This is a genomic window from Streptomyces sp. NPDC002181, from assembly GCF_042890485.1.
In the GTDB taxonomy this organism is placed as follows: domain Bacteria; phylum Actinomycetota; class Actinomycetes; order Streptomycetales; family Streptomycetaceae; genus Streptomyces.
Genome location: NZ_JBIASC010000001.1, coordinates 1195083 through 1211002 on the forward strand (window position 1 = coordinate 1195083; position 15920 = coordinate 1211002).

Consider the following 15920-nt stretch of genomic DNA (forward strand, 5'->3'; position numbering starts at 1 on the left):
CTGGGGTCCGTACGGCGTACGGCGCACGGCGCGCGTACGTCCGACCGACGCTAGGCAGCCAAAGCCCCCGTGCGACATGACCGGAAGCGTCACGACCCCTGACCCGAGCGCTCATCCGGGCTACCGTCGGTCCCATGGGGAGGCGGACGATCACCGTGCACCACGTGCGTGCCGTGCTCGCGGGGGCGGCGCGCGGCGGCATCGACACCGTGCCGCTGCTCCAGGAGGCGCAGATCCCGCCGCTGCTGCTCGGGGACGACCGGGCGCGGATCACTCCGGCGCAGTTCGCCCGGCTGTTCCGGGCGCTGTACCGCACCACCCAGGACGAGTTCCTCGGCCTGTCGGCGGTGCCGAGCCGCCCGGGTACGTTCGCGATGATGTGTCACGCCTCGCTGGGCTGCCGGGATCTCGGCGCGGCGGTGGAGCGCGCGGCCACCTTCTACGGCCTGTTCCCGGGCGGCCCGGAGCTGCTGCTGGAAGTGGCGGGCGGCGAGGCGCGTTTCACGGTGCGCAACGATTTCGCGCGGGACGAGGAGCGGTTCCTGACCGAGTGCGTGCTCGCGATCTGGCACCGGCTGAGCAGCTGGCTGATCGGGCGGCGGATCCCGCTGGGGTACGCGGCGTTCGCCTACCCGGCGCCGCCGCACGAGGCCGAGTACGAGGTCCTGTTCGACTGCCCGGTCCGCTTCGGGTCGGACCGCACGGGGGCCGCCTTCGACGCGCACTGGCTGACCGCACCGCTCGTACGGGACGAGGCGGCGCTGGACGCGATGCTGCGGCGGGCCCCCTTCGACCTGCTGTCGCGGCCGGAGTACGGGACCACGGTCGCGGAGCAGGTACGCCGGGCTCTGGCAGGGCAGTTGCGGGCCTCTCCGCGGCTGCCGGCGCTGGGCGAGGTGGCGGCGCGCCTCGCGGTGTCCCCGGCGACGCTGCGGCGCCGGCTCCGGCAGGAGGGCACCTCGTTCCAGCAGCTGAAGGACCACGTCCGGCGGGACGCCGCGATCGCGGGGCTGGCGGAGGGCACCGAGCCGATAGCGGAGCTGGCGGCCCGTCTCGGCTTCTCGGAGGACACGGCCTTCCACCGCGCGTTCCGCCGCTGGACGGGCACGACCCCGGGCGCGTACCGCATCGCATCGACCAGCTGAGCCGGGATCGGCGTCAGGCGAGCATTTCTCATTTTTCAGGTGTGGACTTGTTGGTTACGTCATGCACGTCGAACAGCCACACCGACCCTCCCTCCTGGAAATACTTCAAGATCGTCACCAAGGCGACCAATTGCGCGAGGAGGAATGCCCCCGAGGCGACGGGCATGCGATAGATGTACATCAACAGGCTGGAGGTGGAAGAGCGATAACGTCGTTCGGTCCGGAACGTCTGGACGTCCATGGAAAGGCCGGAAAAGGTCATCACCGACGCGAACGCGGCAATGGCGGGAACCGTGTTCTGGAGGCCCAGGCCGACCATCTGCGCGATGACATCGTGAACTCCGACCGGTACAGCGAAAGCGGCGGTGACGGAGAGGGCCTTCGCCGGGCCGTTCCGACCGAGGAGGTCTCGCCACAACGCGCCCAGGAAGAACCCTCCGCTCGCCCAGATCACCTGCCAGTAGAGGATCTCGTACATCACCGCCAGGAATCCTGTGGAGTTTTCCGATGCAAGGCTCCACGAGGGGCCGCTCACCATGTCGAGCCAGTACATCACCCCTGTGGCGGGGAGGCCGATCAGACTGCTAATTAGCGCACATCTACAGGCATTTCCCCACCACGATCCCATCGGACCGAAGGCGAAGGGCAGGTCAACGGCCCTTACCCCCTCCGGAAAACCTCGATCCAATTGGTCAATTTCTTGCTCGATGGCTTCTCGCGACCCCGACTGTTCGGCCGACGGACCCGCTTTCAGGTGGTGCAGACGAGACTGGAGGTCCCTATACCGGCGCGCTGTTCGCAGCAACTCCGATCGATCGGTCCGCAAAACGACCTGTCCCACTAGCCCACCCCTCCCTGCGGGTTTCTCCAGGACAGACCTGGACCGACCGGCAGCCAGCAGGAACGCCGCAGCGAGAATCCCGAGAACCAGCGTCGTGACATATCCGGAGAATCCGAAGTAGGTCGCATAATTGGGCACCACCATAACGGCGAAGAAGATGACCAGGAAGGCCCTTTCGGACTCATTGGGCGTGAAGGAGTCGGTCTCACGCTGTTCGGCCCTGCAGACACGCAACACTCCCACCAGGGCCAGTGGCGCCAGCTGGAGGGCGATGTCCCCGAGCACGCGGAACGAGTCGCTCGCGAACCACTGCCACCACCGGCCGTACGTTGCGAGCTTGTACCAGTCGTGCACAGTCGGCGCGAGGTCGGTGAGCCAGGTCCTGCGCTCCCAACTACGGCCGAACGCGAGGAACGCCCAGAGCCCCGTCAAACCCGACACCACCGCCGCGACGCAGATCATCACCCACTGCCACCGCCGCCTCCAGTCCAGGAGCAGGAGGCGCTGCCCACAGGCGAAGACGCCCAGGAACCACACGAAGATCGGTGCCACCGATGCGATCACCACCAGCCGTGCACCCGGAGAAGAAAGCCGGCCCTCGCTCGTGGAAAGCAGTGCGGACTCGAACAGCTCGGCGAACACGTAGAGGGTGACCAGGCAGCCGGCGAACACACACACCGCAACACGGACATGTGTGCTCAGTGTGCCGAAGAGACACAGAACCACGCCGACGAACAGGATCGAGAACACCGATACCGTCGGCGCATAGTCATGCCCCCAACCGAATTTTGAACTCAGGAAGCGATAAAGATCATCACCCATGAAGGTGATGAACCCGAGAAATACCAGGATCAGCACCCAAAAACGCAATCCGGCAAATGCTCTTTTCTCCAGCGGTAGCGGATTCCGCCCCAAGCCTCGCCGGAGTCGGCGGCCCGCAATGAGGGAAAGAGCCCCTGTCGCGATGTACGGGAACGCACTGGACGCGCTGGCGGCACCCAACGCCTCCCAATCCTGCCCGCGCGTCTGCACAATGGCAGTCCACAGCTGGGCCGCAGGCGGCCGGAATGCAATTCTGGGAGATTCGCGAGCGTTCTTCCAGAGAAGTTCCCCGCGCGCTTCACTATCAGCTGTCGGGGGCTCCACTGATGCGGCGACCGGCCCACCCAGTTTCACATGAACGCTCGCCCACTTGGCCTTCTCAAGGCTCGGCGGACGTTTCAGTTCGATCGTCCACTCGTCCCGATTGGGGAAAATCTCCCAAAGTCCCACCTTGAAATCGGCGAGGGCCTGGACCCAGGCGATCGCCTCATAGCTGACGACCACGCCTTCTTTTTGACGGCTCACCGAAACCGGCTGGAACCGCCATTCATAGTCATAGAATTTGGAGTCATCCTTACTGATTTCCGTTTCCTTTGCATCTGCCCCCTTCCCCAGGAGGCAGCGGAGCGCGCTGCGGTAGTCGGCCGCATGGGTGTCCAGAAACAGGTGGGGGGCCTGCTCCCATCCTGCGGGGACGGTGATTTCGGTGACGCTGGTGACCTTGCTGACGTTGCTGCCGCGGTGTACGAACTCCGCCGTGGTGGTGATCTGTGCTTCCTTGAGCCGGTCCGCAGTGCAGGTCGCCGCAGAAGGGGGAGCGGCCCGGGCGGTGGTCGAGACGGCCATTGCCGCGTACAGAATCAGCATGGGCAACAGGAGCAGCATGTGACGCCTGAGGTGGATCACCGCTCCAGGATCTTCTCCGGCGGCTCCGCGTTCCTCCAGGCAGCGCGGCGGAGGCGACTCAAGTTCACCTCGACGGGCCAGTCCGTGGGGCGGGGGTGCGAGGGCGGGTCAGGAAAGGTGAGCTGTGCGGTCAGCGACGTTCCGACCGGTCGGTCACTACGTTCTCCTCACCCACCCCCCGCACGAAACGTTTCGTTGGGAGAGCCGCCCATGCGTTTCCGAATCCCCGTGGCCGTGGCCGCACTGGCCCTGTCACTGCTGACCCCCCTCACGGCGTCCGCCACCGACGCCGAAGCCGAAGCCGCGGCCGGCCGGGCCGGGGACGTCGTCGATGTCGCCCCCTCCGCCTTCCATCCGCTGCCCGGTCAGCCGACCGGCACCAGGGCCTGGAGGATCCACTACCGGTCCACCACCGCCGACGGCGCCCCGAACACCGTCTCCGGCACGGTGATCGTCCCGCAGGACGGCCGGACCGGCCCGCGGCCGCTCGTCACGTACGCCGTCGGCACCGTCGGCATGGGCGATTCCTGCGCGCCGAGCAACAACCTCCCGTACGGCACCGCCATGGAGGCCAACCTCATCCAGCAGCTCACCCTGCGCGGGTGGGCCGTGGTCGTCACCGACTACGAGGGGCTCGGCACTCCGGGGGTGCACACGTACACGGTGGGCCCCTCGGCCGGGCGGGCCGTGCTCGATGCCGCCCGCGCGGCCACCCGGCTGCCCGAAGCGGGGCTGCCGGCGGACACGCCGGTCGGCATCATGGGCTACTCCCAGGGCGGCCAGGCCGGCAGCTGGGCGGCGGAGCTGCAGGGTTCGTACGCCCCCGAGCTGAACGTGAAGGGCACGGCGACGGGCGGGGTCCCGGCCGACCTGATGAAGGTGGCCGAGTTCAACAACGGTTCGTACGGCTCGGGGCTCGTCTTCATGGCGGCGGCCGGGCAGGACGCGGCCTTCCCGGAGCTGCGGCTCGACTCGTACCTCAACCCGGCGGGCAAGGCGCTCGTCGCCGGGATGAGGGAGAACTGCGTGGCCATCGACGCCATCGCGGGATCCTTCAAGCGGATCTCCGACCTCACGACCCGCAATCCGCTGGAACAGCCGGACTGGCAGGCCCGGCTGGACCAGAGCCGGCTGGGCCGGACGGCTCCGGCCGCGCCCGTGCACCTGTACCACGCGCTCGGCGACGAGCTGATCCCGTACGCGGTGGGGCGGCAGCTGCGCGCGGAGTGGTGCGCGAGGGGCGCGAACGTCGAGTGGCGGACCATCTGGGTCGGTGAGCACGTCAGCGGCGTGATCACCCACTCCCTCGCGGCCGGCGACTGGCTCGCCGACCGCTTCGCGGGCCGCCCGACGCACGCCGACTGCTGAGAAGCCCCGCGCCGGGCCCCGGGGGTCAGATACCCGGGGCCTCGGCGTTGCGGACGATGCGTGCGAGGAGCTCGCGGACGGCGGCCGCCTCGGCCTCGGAGAGGCCCTCGGCGAGGCGGGCGTCGAGCCGGGCCACCAGCGCGTCGGCCTGGGCGAATACCTCGGCGCCGCGCTCGGTCATCCGGATCTCGATCAGCGTGCCGTGTATCGGGTGCGGGGTGCGGGCCACCAGGCCGCGCGCCTCCAGCCGGCCGAGCAGGCTGTTCATCGTCTGCGGGGTCACCGAGAGCTTGCGCGCGAGCTCGGCGGCGTTGATCCCGGGATTGTCGCTGAGCACGGCGAGCGCGCCCTGCTGGGCGGCGGTGATCCCCACCTCGCGGACGGCGGCCTCCTTGGCGGCCTGGGTCACGCGCTCGGCCCGCTTGATGGAGATCAGCAGTCGCTCGGAGTGATGCATGGGCCGAGTGTAGGAGACGGTCGCCAGTTCCCGCCGAGACAACAGGCAGCTTGCATAGAGCCATCAGCATGCTGTTAGCTGCATGCATACGAACAAGCTGCCCTTCTTTCCCAAGGAGCTCGCCATGACTGCTGTCCGCACCCGCCCCGCCCTCGGCAACGACCTCGCCCGCGCCATCGTCGACGCCGCCCTCGCCGCGGCCGGGGAGACGGAGCTGCGGTTCGCCGTGGCGGTGGTCGACGAGTCCGGCCACCTCAGCGCCTTCGCGCGGATGGACGGCTCGGGCCTGATGACGATCCAGATCGCCCAGGACAAGGCCTACACCGCCGCCGCCTTCGGCCTGAGCACCACCGACTGGCACGAGTTCGTCGAGAAGGACGCCCAGCTGGCGCAGGGCGCCCGGACCGGCATCGACCGCCTGGTCACCTTCGGCGGCGGCCTCCCGATCGTCGTGGACGGCCAGCTGGTCGGCGGCATCGGCGTCTCGGGCGGCCACTGGTCGGACGACGTCAAGATCGCCGAAGCGGGTCTGGCCGTCATCGCCGCCGGTTAGCCGCCGGCTAGCCGCCGGGCCGGGGAGTCCGCGGGGGCCGGGGCAGCGCCCCGCCCCCCGCGGTCACGGCTTGCGGTACAGGCCGTCGATCTCGCGGTCGAATTCGCGGGCGATCCTGGCGCGCTTCAGTTTCAGGGACGGCGTCAGGTGTCCGGCCGCCTCCGTGAACTCCACCGGCAGCACCGCGAAGCGGCGTATCGACTCCGCGCGCGAGACCAGGCGGTTCGCCTCGTCGACCGCGCGCTGCAAGTCCGCCCGCAGCTCCTCGTCCCGTACGAGCTCCCGCATCGGCACGCCCGTCTTCTTGTGCATCTGCCGCCAATGCGCCAGCCCCTCGGGTTCCAGGGTGATCAGCGCCGTGATGTACGGGCGGTTGTCGCCGATCACCATGCACTGGCCGACCAGCGGGTGGGCGCGCAGCCAGTCCTCCAGGGGGGCCGGGGCCACGTTCTTGCCGCCGGAGGTGATGATCAGGTCCTTCTTGCGGCCGGTGATCGTCAGGTAGCCCTCGTCGTCCAGCTCCCCTATGTCCCCGGTCGGGAACCAGCCGCCCGCCGCCTCCCCCGAGTTCCAGTACCCCGCGAACACGTGCCGCCCCCACAGCAGCACCTCCCCGTCGTCCGCGATCCGCACCGCGGTGCCCGGCAGCGGCCACCCCACCGTCCCGAGCCGCGGTTTCAGCGGCGGGGTCACGGTGCTGGCCCCGGTCGTCTCCGTGAGTCCGTACCCCTCGAAGACGTCGATCCCGGCGCCCGTGTAGAAGGCCGCGAGCCGGCGCCCCAGCGGGGAGCCGCCGCTCAGGACGTAGCGCACGCGCCCGCCCAGCGCCGCCCGGATCCGCCGGTACACGAGCGGGTCGTACAGCGCCCGCGCCGCCCGCAGGCCGAGCCCCGGGCTCCGGCCCTCGACGATCTCCCCGTACCGCTGGGCGATCCGCGCCGCGCGGTCGAACGACGAGGCACGGCCCATCCGTTCGGCCGTCGCCCGGGCGGTGTTGTAGACCTTCTCCAGTACGTAGGGGATGGCCAGCAGGAACGTCGGCCGGAACCCGGCGAGGTCGGCGAGGAGCTCCTCGGTCTGGATGCTCGGCGCGTGCCCGAGCCTGACCCGCGCGCGCATGCACCCCACCGCCACCATCCGCCCGAACACGTGCGAGAGCGGCAGGAAGAGCAGCGTCGAGGCCGCCTCCGTGGTCGCGGACTTGAAGACGGGGTGCAGGAGCTCGACCGCGTTGTCGGCCTCGGCGAAGAAGTTGGCGTGCGTGATCACGCAGCCCTTGGGCCGTCCCGTCGTACCGGAGGTGTAGATGAGCGTGGCCACGGCGTCCGGCGTACGGACGGACCGGCGCGCGTGCACGACGGCGTCGGGCAGGTCCTCCCCGGCCTTGACCAGCCGCGCGATCGCGCCCGTGTCGAACTCCCACAGGTGCGCCAGCCAGGGCAGGTTGGCCCGCTCGGCGCTGATGATGCGGGCCTGCGTGGTGTCCTCGACGGCGCAGGCCACCGCCCCGGAGTCCTGGATGATCCAGCGGGCCTGGAGCGCGGAGGAGGTCGGGTAGATCGGTACGGTGACCAGCCCGGCGGCCCACGCCGCGAAGTCCAGCAGGGTCCATTCGTACGTGGTCCGGGCCATGATCGCGAGCCGGTCCCCCTCGCGCAGCCCCTCCGCGATCAGACCCTTGGCCACGGCCGTCACCTCGGCCGCGAACTGGGCGGCGGTGACGTCGCGCCAGCTGCCGTCGCGCTCCTTGCGGGCGAGCACCACCTCGCCGGGGGCCTCGCGGGCGTTCTGGTACGGGATATCCCCGAGCGATCCGCTCACCGGTACGCCGGCCAGCGCGGGCACCGCCGCCTCCCGCACCACCCCGTCGACGACGGTCAACACGGGCGGTACCAGTGCGGGCGGCACCTGCTGGGGCGGCACGGCTTCCAAAGCGGTCTCCTCGACTCGGCTCGACTCCGGAGTTACCGCCGGTAATCTACGCACGGGTAACCCCTCTGACCAGCCCCTGCGCACCCCTTGGACGAACCCACCCCACTCCTCCACACCCCCCGCACCGCGTGCACCGCGGGCACCGCGTGCGCAGAAAACGCGTTGTGCCGCCGCCGCGCCCCGGGGCAGGGTTGAGGACCATGGGACACCTCGAAACCTCGCACCTGGAGTACTACCTGCCCGACGGGCGTGTGCTGCTCGGTGACGTCTCGTTCAGAGTCGGTGAAGGTTCGGTGGCCGCCCTCGTCGGCGCCAACGGCGCGGGCAAGACGACGCTGCTGCGGCTGATCTCGGGGGAACTCCGGCCGCACAGCGGAACGATCACCTCCAGCGGCGGGGTCGGCGTCATGCACCAGTTCGTCGGCTCCGTACGGGACGAGCGCACGGTCCGCGACCTGCTGGTGTCGGTGTCGCAGCCGCGGATCCGGGCGGCCGCGGCCGCCGTGGACGCCGCCGAGCACCTGATCATGACGGTGGACGACGAGGCCGCGCAGCTGAAGTACGCGCAGGCGCTCAGCGATTGGGCCGAGGCCCGCGGGTACGAGGCCGAGACCGTCTGGGACATGTGCACGACGGCGGCCCTCGGTGTGCCGTACGACCGGGCGCAGTTCCGTGAGGTGCGCACGCTGTCGGGCGGCGAGCAGAAGCGGCTCGTGCTGGAGGCGCTGCTGCGCGGGCCGGACGAGGTCCTCCTGCTGGACGAGCCGGACAACTACCTCGACGTCCCGGGCAAGCGGTGGCTGGAGGAGCGGCTGCGCGAGACCCGCAAGACGGTCCTGTTCATCTCGCACGACCGGGAGCTGCTGGCGCGGGCCGCGCAGCGGATCGTCGCGGTGGAGCCCGGCCCGGCCGGATCCGACGTGTGGGTGCACGGCGGCGGCTTCGCGAGCTTCCCCGAGGCGCGGGAGGAGCGGTTCGCGCGCTTCGACGAGCTGCGCCGGCGCTGGGACGAGAAGCGCGCGCAGCTGAAGCGGCTCGTACAGGACATGCAGCAGTACGCGGCGCGCAGTGACGAGATGGCCTCGCGCTACCAGGCGGCCAAGACCCGGCTGCGCAAGTTCGAGGAGATCGGCCCGCCGCCGGAGCCGCCGCGCAAGCAGGACATCCGGATGCGACTGCAGGGCGGCAGGACGGGCGTGCGGGCGGTGGTCTGCGAGGACCTGGAGCTCACGGGCCTGATGAAGCCGTTCTCCCTGGAGGTCTTCTACGGGGAGCGGGTGGCGGTCCTCGGCTCGAACGGCTCGGGCAAGTCCCACTTCCTGCGGCTGCTGGCGGGCGATGCCGTCGCCCACACCGGAACGTGGAAGCTGGGCGCGCGGGTCGTCCCCGGCCACTTCGCGCAGACGCACGCGCACCCCGAGCTGGCGGGGCGCGCCCTCGTCGACATCCTGTGGACGGAGCACGCCAAGGACCGGGGCGGGGCCATGTCGGCGCTGCGCCGGTACGAGCTGGAACGCCAGGGGGACCAGCCCTTCGACAAGCTGTCGGGCGGCCAGCAGGCCCGTTTCCAGATCCTGCTGCTGGAGCTGGCGGGCACCACCGCGCTGCTCCTCGACGAGCCGACGGACAACCTCGACCTGGAGTCGGCCGAAGCGCTCCAGGAAGGGCTGACGGCGTACGAGGGAACGGTGCTGGCGGTGACGCACGACCGCTGGTTCGCCCGCTCCTTCGACCGCTACCTGGTCTTCGGCTCGGACGGTGTGGTCAGGGAGACCCCGGAGCCCGTCTGGGACGAACGCCGGGTCCAGCGGGCCCGCTGAGGGCGCACGGCCGGGCGGACCCGCCGACCCGCCGACCGTCCGGCCGACCGGCCGTCCGGCTGTCCGGCTCACCGGCTCTCCGGCGCGCCGGACGGCGGTGACGGACTCATACTGAGTGGCGTGACGCGTACTCGGACGGCGGTCGTCTGCGCTGCCGCTCTGGTCGCCGCGGTCCTGCCGCTCGGGGCGGGGACCGCCCCGGCCGGGGCGGTCACGGAACCCGCGCGCAGGTGTGTCAGCTCCCCGGATCCGGCGAAGGCCTCGGGCCAGGCGGCCCGCGTGCTCGACATCGCCCGGGCGGCACAACGGGAGTTCGGGCTCAACTCGGTCGTCTTCCGCGTCACCTCGGGCAAGACGAACCTCGTCACCGGAGCGCTCGGCAGCTCCATGACCGGAGTCCCCGCCGATCCCGCCATGCACTTCCGTACCGGCTCGGTCGGCATCGTCTACATGGCCACCGCACTGCTCGCCCTCGTGGACGAGGGGCAGGTCGGCCTCGACGACCCCATTTCGAAGTGGCTGCCCGACGTCCCCCACGCCGACGAGATCACCCTGCGCATGCTGGGCAGTTCCACCTCCGGCATCCACGACTACGTCACCGACCCCGTGTTCCTCAAGGAGATCGAGGCCAAGCCCTTCCGCCAGTGGACCCCGGCACAAACCCTGGCCATCACCAGCAGGCACCCGCTCTGGTACGAGCCGGGGACGAGCTTCAGCTACTCCCACGAGAACTTCCAGCTGCTCGGCGCCGCCCTGGAGAAGATCACCGGCCAGCCGCTCGACCAGGTGCTCCAGGAACTCGTACTGGACCCGCTCGGCCTGCGCGAGACGATGAACTCCGCGACCCCCGAGATACCGGCCCCGGCCCTGCACGCCTTCACCTCGGAACGCGGCACGTACGAGGAGTCGAGCTACTGGAACCCCTCCTGGACCACCGCCCCGGGCGCGGTCCTGACCGGGGACATATGTGATCTGGCCACCTCCGCCCGCGGCATCGGCACCGGAGCCCTCCTCTCGAAGGAGGCCTTCCGCACCCAGCTGAACCCCGGCACGGTCGGTCTGGGCACCCCGACCAAGCAGTGCCCGGCCCCGTACTGCCGGAAGAACACCGAGGCCCTCCACTTCGGCTTCGGCGTCCTCGTGCTCCACGACTGGATCGCGACGAATCCTTCCTTCTCCGGCTACGCGGCCGTCTCGGCCTACCTCCCGGCACAGGACCTGTCCATCGCGGTCTCCGTGACCAAGGGCCCCTCCTCCCCCGAGGGCAACTCGGCCTCCACGGTGGCCGAGCGGATCGCGAAGGAACTCGCACCCGGCCACCCGCTCACCCTGGGCACCGGCTGAGCCGGCCGGCGGCCGCGAACCCCAGGCCGTCAGGCCCCGGGCCCCGGCCCCCGGGCCTCACTGCCAACCGGCCCCAAGTCGTCAACCGAGCAGGCGACCCTCCGGCCGTGGCTGCCGGGGGATCGCTCTGACGCGACATCACCTCTTCCTTGTGCCGCGTTCCCCGGCACCTCGCGCCGCCCAAGGAGAGCCCCGTGTCCCGACTCCCCCGCCTGGCCACCACCGCCGCGATCGTGGCCGCCGCCTTCACCCTGCTCGTCCCCACCGCCGCAACGGCCGGCGAGCCGCAGCTGTCCGATCCGCGCGCCGTCGCGCCATACCGCTACTCCGCCGGTGAGACCCCGGAGAACATCGCCCTCGAACCCGACGGCTCGGCGAACGTGACCCTGGCCTTCGCCCGGCAGATCGTCCGCGTCGACAGACACGGGTCCTCCCGGCTCCTCTCGGTCCTGCCCGCCGTCTCGAACCCGCTCACCCCCGTCTTCCACTCGGCCGTCGTGACGGGGATCGTGCGCGCCAAGGACGGCACCCTGTACGTCAACTACGCGACCGGAACGAGCGAGACCGGCATCTGGCGCATCGGGCCGCACGGCGGCACGCCCGTCCAGATCGCGCAGCTTCCGAAGGACTCGCTTCCCAACGGCCTCGCCCTCGACGAGAAGCTCGGCGTGTTCTACGTGGCCGACACGGCACGCGGACTCGTCTGGCGCGTCCCGCTGAAGGGCGGAACGGCCACGATCTGGGCCGCGGGGGCCGCGCTCCAGCCGCTCCCCGAGATCGGCCGCTTCCCGGCCGGCGCCAACGGCATCAAGGTCCACAACGGCGCCGTCTGGGTGTCCAACACCGACCGCCAGACCCTGCTGCGCATTCCCGTACGCCGCGACGGCATCGCCGGCACGATCGAGACCAAGGCGACCGGACTCGCCGGCATCGAAGACTTCGCCTTCACCGGGAAGGACGACACGGTCCTCGCCGCGCTGAGCCGGGACGACGAACTCGCGCTCGTGCGCCCGAACGGCACCCACGCCATCGTCCTCACCGCCCCGGACGGCCTGGCCAGCCCGACCGCCGTGGCGGTGTTCGAAAAGCAGGAAGCCAAGGAGGAGACGGACAAGCAGGAGGGGACGGACAAGCAGGAGAAGCAGGAGAAGACCGTCTACGTGACGAGCGCCGCCTACTTCACCGCCGTGCGGGACCCCAACCTCCTCACGGCCCGCCTCGAAGACGGAGAGGAGAAGGGGCAGGGCTAGGTCTCCGGAACACTCCCGCCCACCCGCCTAGGCGTCCACACCGGTTATCGCCTGCGGGTCGTAACCGATCACGAGTACGGAAGCGTGCACCTAGGCCGCCACGCCCACGGCGGGCGGGGGTGGGCAGTCGCGGCAGCGGCCGGGGGCGGGGGCGCGGAAGGCTCGGTCGCAGCCGTCGCAGGTCTGGAAGGGGTCCGGGCGTTTGATCGGCCTCGGGGCCGGGGCTTGTGGCAGGTGGGGCGGGAGGAGCTCTCTCAGGCGGTAGGCCAGTACGGAGGCGGGGCTGCGCATCGACTCCGGGAGGTTCGTGGTCAGGGCCAGCACGATGGCTTCCGGATCCGCACCCCGGTCCAGCCAGGCCGTTACGCCGGGTGCGAGGCGCTGTACGTCCCGCTCGGCCAGCAGGAGGCGGGGCTCGCGTTGACGCAGACCGGCGAGCAGATCGGCCGCCCCTGCGTGCAGCCGTGGCTGCGTCTGTGGTTCGGATGCGGGTGCGGGATCCGGCTCCGGAGCCGGTGAGGGGTCCGCCTCCGGTGTGGGCTCCGGGTCCCGGTCCGGTGCGGGCTCCCGGTCCGGTGGGGGTGGGCCGTCCGGGCCGGTCAGCGGCCGGTTGTACGAGTACGTGCGGGTTGCGACGCGGCCCGTGGGGAGCCGTTCGGTCCGGCGTTCCAGGTAGCCGTGGCGCTCCAGTTCGCGGAGGGCGGCGCTGATCCGCATCTCGCCCTCCGGGAAGTGGTCCGTGAGGGCCCTGATGCCGACCGGGGCGCCTTCGGGGAGCGACTGGATGTACGCCGCGACCCCGATCGCCGTCGCCGACAGTTCGCGGTGCTGGAGGAGGTGGTTACCGACCACCGTGAAGTGACTCGCGTGCGGCGAGTTGACGTGGATTACGCCGGATCGGGGGGTCCGCGGGTGAAGTCCCGGCGGGGTGCATGCGGGCGCGGTAGGGTGCTCAAGAGCCATGGGGAAGGTACGACTTCCTGGTTGGTTAGGCCCTCGGCCGGGATGCCAGTCCCGTCGGGGGCCGTCTCATTTCTGGGGTTGTCGGGGCGAGCATATGCCCGCCAACCGACCCGAAATCCAGTCCAGTTGGCCTCGTTCACCCGACCGAGCGAACGCGGGGCCGGTGGGGTGGGTAGGTGGGTTCTTTCCCCCGGTTCTTTGGTCTTTTGCGTCGGAAGCCGCCGGATCGCGGACCTCCGGGATGCGGCCGCCCCTGGCGTCCGTGACCTCGGTGGACCGCCCGCCCTCCGAGCGGCGCGCGGGCCGAACGGGGGCGAGGCGAAGGGTCAGTCCGTGGTCAAGCGCACCCGGGAGGGTTCCAGGTGCAGTTCGTACGCGGTGATGCAGTCGTTGGCGAGGGTGCCGACGTGCGTGCCGCAGCGGCACTTGCGGTTCATGCCCCCGTGGCCGTGGAGACCGCAGCATCCGCTGGCATGTCTCGCGTAGTCGGTGTCCTCCTGGAGACCGCGGGCATCGTCGGGGTGCAGGACCACCGTGTTCCGCGTGCCGGCGGACACCAAGAAGCCCTCGACGTCGTCCGGGTCCCCGACGCAGGGGCCGCCGCCGAAGACGGGGCGGGGCTCGTCACAGGGCACGAGAGGTGCACCCCAGGGCTCGGGGTCCAGAGCGTAGAAGCCGAGCGGCACGGTCGCCGTGGCACGGCGCGATCCGTCGGCCTTGGGCAGGCACCGGTCCCCGGGACGGGCGGGCAACACCGGCAGCTCGGTCAGTGGGCCGGTGAGGGCGAACCCACAGGCAGCACAAACAATCACAGTCACTCCGCGTTCTTAGCAGCGCTCGCCGGCTCGCCCAACGGATTATCGGACCGCCTCAGGAGACCGCGGGTGAGCGACAGCTCGGCCCACACCGCCTTCCAGGGTGCGGGCCCTTCCCTGACGCCCCAGCGGTCCGCCAGCGCCTCGACCAGGAGCAGCCCGCGGCCCGCATCGCCGATCTCCGGGATGCGGTCGCTCCGGGTGTCCGTCACCTCGATCAACAGGGTCTCGGGGGTTACGGTGAGGGCGAGTTTGAAGTCCCGCCCCGGCACGCGCCCGTGGGTGATCGCGTTGGCGGAGAGCTCGGCGATGATCTGCCCCGGCGCCTCGAAGGGGAGTCCCCAGGCGCGGAGTTGTTCGATGGCGAGCATGCGGCCGAGCCGAGCTCCGCGCGGGGTCGCGGACAGCTGGACGTGGAAGTCGACGAGTTGAGGAATCACGTCACTCAGCGTGGCCGTGCGTGCGTACCGTGGAAAGGGACATCGCCTGTACGTCCCTTGTTTGTCCGGTGCTTGTCCAGGGCTGTCACCGCTGTCCGGACCGAAGCGACGGGTACGGGGCGCTGAGGACATCGGTTCGTCGGAGGTGGGCGCGCATGAGCGTGGACAGCAGTGACGGTACGGAAGAACCCGGCTGGGACGTCGACCCGGAGGACGAGCAGGGCGTGGCGGTGGTGGCCGCGCTGGGCCGGCAGCTCAAGGCGTGGCGCGAGTCGGCCGGCATGCGGGCCGCCGAGTTCGGGGCCGCCATCCAGTACGGGGAGGACCAGGTCCGCAAGGTCGAGGCGGGGAAGCGGATCCCGCGCCCCGAGTACCTGGATCGCGCGGATGAGGTGCTGGGGGCTGGAGGCAAGATCACAGCCATGAAGGCCGACCTGGAGCAGGTCCGCTACCCGAAGAGGATCCGCGACCTGAAGCGGAAGGAGGCCAAGGCCGTGGAGATCGGCACCTACAACAACCACAACATCTACGGCCTGTTGCAGACCGAGGAGTACGCGCGGGCGCTGTTCCGCACGATGCGCCCCGCTTACACCCCGGACGAGATGGAGCGGATGGTCTCCGGCCGCATGGCGCGTCAGTCGATCTTCCAGCGTAGCCCCGGCCCGGCACTCAGCTTTGTCCAGGAAGAGGTCACGCTCCGCCGTCCGATCGGAGGCACAATGGTGCTGCGCCGACAACTCGAACACCTCTTGGAGGTAGTCCAGTTGCCGAACATCGAGTTCCAAGTGATGCCAACCGACCGGGACGACCATGCCGGGATGGAAGGGCTGATCGAGCTGCTGAAGTTCGCCGATGGTTCTGCGGTGGGGCGAGCAGACGGGGTGTTCTACGGTCGCCCTGTCTCTGATCCCCGACAGCTCCGAATCCTCGAACTGCGCTATGGCATCATCCGAGCTCAGGCGCTCACGCCCCGAGAATCGCGAGCCTTCATCGAGGAACTGCTGGGAGAAACATGATCCACCACGCCGAGTTGGACTGGTTCAAGAGCAGCTACAGCAGCAGCAGCAACGGGGAGGACTGCATCGAGGTCGCCTGGGCCAAGAGCAGCTACAGCGACAGCAGTGACGGCAACGATTGCGTCGAGGTGGCCAACACCCCCGGCGCGGTCCTGGTCCGGGATTCCAAGGACGTCCAGCGCGACCACCTCACCTTCGGGCCGGGTGCGTGGGCCGGGTTCGTGGCCCACGCCAGCGGCAGCTGACGG

Annotated in this window: 14 protein-coding genes; 8 read left to right on the forward strand and 6 right to left on the reverse strand. The window is 70.1% G+C overall.

The window, feature by feature from the left end; all coding sequences use genetic code 11:
- Nucleotides 1-134 precede the first annotated feature (134 nt).
- Nucleotides 135-1145: an AraC family transcriptional regulator gene (locus tag ACFYXV_RS05560; RefSeq protein WP_385467422.1), complete on the forward strand. Its 1011-nt coding sequence runs from the start codon at nucleotides 135-137 to the stop codon at nucleotides 1143-1145.
- A gap of 28 nt (nucleotides 1146-1173) precedes the next feature.
- Here ACFYXV_RS05560 and ACFYXV_RS05565 read toward each other — a convergent pair whose 3' ends face one another.
- Nucleotides 1174-3714, reverse strand: coding sequence for a DUF6185 family protein (locus tag ACFYXV_RS05565; protein ID WP_389382052.1), 2541 nt, complete (start codon nucleotides 3712-3714; stop codon nucleotides 1174-1176).
- 210 nt (nucleotides 3715-3924) lie between these two features.
- Between ACFYXV_RS05565 and ACFYXV_RS05570 the strand changes: the two genes are divergently transcribed.
- Nucleotides 3925-5082, forward strand: a complete 1158-nt coding sequence (locus ACFYXV_RS05570; protein ID WP_389382053.1) for a lipase family protein — start codon at nucleotides 3925-3927, stop codon at nucleotides 5080-5082.
- 25 nt (nucleotides 5083-5107) lie between these two features.
- Here the strand turns inward: ACFYXV_RS05570 and ACFYXV_RS05575 are convergent, their stop codons facing one another.
- Nucleotides 5108-5539 (reverse strand): MarR family winged helix-turn-helix transcriptional regulator, encoded by a 432-nt coding sequence (locus ACFYXV_RS05575; RefSeq protein WP_385467412.1) that lies wholly within the window; start codon nucleotides 5537-5539, stop codon nucleotides 5108-5110.
- A 124-nt stretch (nucleotides 5540-5663) separates the two neighbouring features.
- Between ACFYXV_RS05575 and ACFYXV_RS05580 the strand changes: the two genes are divergently transcribed.
- Entirely contained in the window at nucleotides 5664-6092 is a 429-nt protein-coding gene (locus ACFYXV_RS05580) for a heme-binding protein (RefSeq protein ID WP_385467409.1), read from the forward strand.
- 63 nt (nucleotides 6093-6155) lie between these two features.
- Here ACFYXV_RS05580 and ACFYXV_RS05585 read toward each other — a convergent pair whose 3' ends face one another.
- Nucleotides 6156-8015, reverse strand: coding sequence for an AMP-dependent synthetase/ligase (locus ACFYXV_RS05585; protein ID WP_389382126.1), 1860 nt, complete (start codon nucleotides 8013-8015; stop codon nucleotides 6156-6158).
- Between the two features lie 209 nt (nucleotides 8016-8224).
- Here ACFYXV_RS05585 and ACFYXV_RS05590 point away from each other — a divergent pair, with 209 nt between their 5' ends.
- The 3 genes from ACFYXV_RS05590 to ACFYXV_RS05600 all read left to right on the forward strand — a co-directional run bounded on the left by ACFYXV_RS05590 (nucleotide 8225) and on the right by ACFYXV_RS05600 (nucleotide 12438).
- On the forward strand, nucleotides 8225-9844 hold the full coding sequence (locus ACFYXV_RS05590; protein ID WP_383344292.1) for an ABC-F family ATP-binding cassette domain-containing protein: 1620 nt from the start codon (nucleotides 8225-8227) through the stop codon (nucleotides 9842-9844).
- Nucleotides 9845-9964: 120 nt separating this feature from the next.
- Complete coding sequence (locus ACFYXV_RS05595; RefSeq protein WP_389382054.1) at nucleotides 9965-11188, forward strand: serine hydrolase domain-containing protein; 1224 nt, start codon at nucleotides 9965-9967, stop codon at nucleotides 11186-11188.
- 194 nt (nucleotides 11189-11382) lie between these two features.
- Nucleotides 11383-12438, forward strand: a complete 1056-nt coding sequence (locus ACFYXV_RS05600) for a hypothetical protein (RefSeq protein ID WP_385467400.1) — start codon at nucleotides 11383-11385, stop codon at nucleotides 12436-12438.
- 90 nt (nucleotides 12439-12528) lie between these two features.
- On the opposite strand, the gene ACFYXV_RS05605 is transcribed toward ACFYXV_RS05600, so the two are convergent.
- From ACFYXV_RS05605 to ACFYXV_RS05615, 3 genes are all read right to left on the reverse strand, one after another.
- Nucleotides 12529-13290, reverse strand: a complete 762-nt coding sequence (locus ACFYXV_RS05605; protein WP_385467397.1) for a helix-turn-helix domain-containing protein — start codon at nucleotides 13288-13290, stop codon at nucleotides 12529-12531.
- A 437-nt stretch (nucleotides 13291-13727) separates the two neighbouring features.
- Nucleotides 13728-14036 carry a hypothetical protein gene (locus ACFYXV_RS05610; RefSeq protein WP_389382055.1) on the reverse strand — a complete coding sequence of 103 codons (309 nt, stop codon included), beginning with the start codon at nucleotides 14034-14036 and terminating at the stop codon, nucleotides 13728-13730.
- A gap of 179 nt (nucleotides 14037-14215) precedes the next feature.
- Entirely contained in the window at nucleotides 14216-14656 is a 441-nt protein-coding gene (locus tag ACFYXV_RS05615; protein WP_385467391.1) for an ATP-binding protein, read from the reverse strand.
- A 155-nt stretch (nucleotides 14657-14811) separates the two neighbouring features.
- Here ACFYXV_RS05615 and ACFYXV_RS05620 point away from each other — a divergent pair, with 155 nt between their 5' ends.
- The gene (locus ACFYXV_RS05620) at nucleotides 14812-15672 is read left to right on the forward strand and encodes a helix-turn-helix domain-containing protein (protein ID WP_385467388.1); all 861 of its coding nucleotides are present in this window, start codon (nucleotides 14812-14814) and stop codon (nucleotides 15670-15672) included.
- Nucleotides 15669-15917, forward strand: coding sequence for a DUF397 domain-containing protein (locus ACFYXV_RS05625; protein WP_385467385.1), 249 nt, complete (start codon nucleotides 15669-15671; stop codon nucleotides 15915-15917). Before ACFYXV_RS05620 ends, ACFYXV_RS05625 begins: the two co-directional genes overlap by 4 nt.
- Nucleotides 15918-15920: the final 3 nt, after the last annotated feature.

Excerpts from the sequence above, each read along its gene's own strand:
- ACFYXV_RS05625 (WP_385467385.1), top strand. The coding sequence starts at position 15,669 with ATGATCCACCACGCCGAGTTGGACTGGTTCAAGAGCAGCTACAGCAGC.
- ACFYXV_RS05570 (WP_389382053.1), top strand. The coding sequence starts at position 3,925 with ATGCGTTTCCGAATCCCCGTGGCCGTGGCCGCACTGGCCCTGTCACTG.
- ACFYXV_RS05580 (WP_385467409.1), top strand. The coding sequence starts at position 5,664 with ATGACTGCTGTCCGCACCCGCCCCGCCCTCGGCAACGACCTCGCCCGC.
- ACFYXV_RS05575 (WP_385467412.1), bottom strand. The coding sequence starts at position 5,539 with ATGCATCACTCCGAGCGACTGCTGATCTCCATCAAGCGGGCCGAGCGC.
- ACFYXV_RS05560 (WP_385467422.1), top strand. The coding sequence starts at position 135 with ATGGGGAGGCGGACGATCACCGTGCACCACGTGCGTGCCGTGCTCGCG.
- ACFYXV_RS05620 (WP_385467388.1), top strand. The coding sequence starts at position 14,812 with ATGAGCGTGGACAGCAGTGACGGTACGGAAGAACCCGGCTGGGACGTC.
- ACFYXV_RS05590 (WP_383344292.1), top strand. The coding sequence starts at position 8,225 with ATGGGACACCTCGAAACCTCGCACCTGGAGTACTACCTGCCCGACGGG.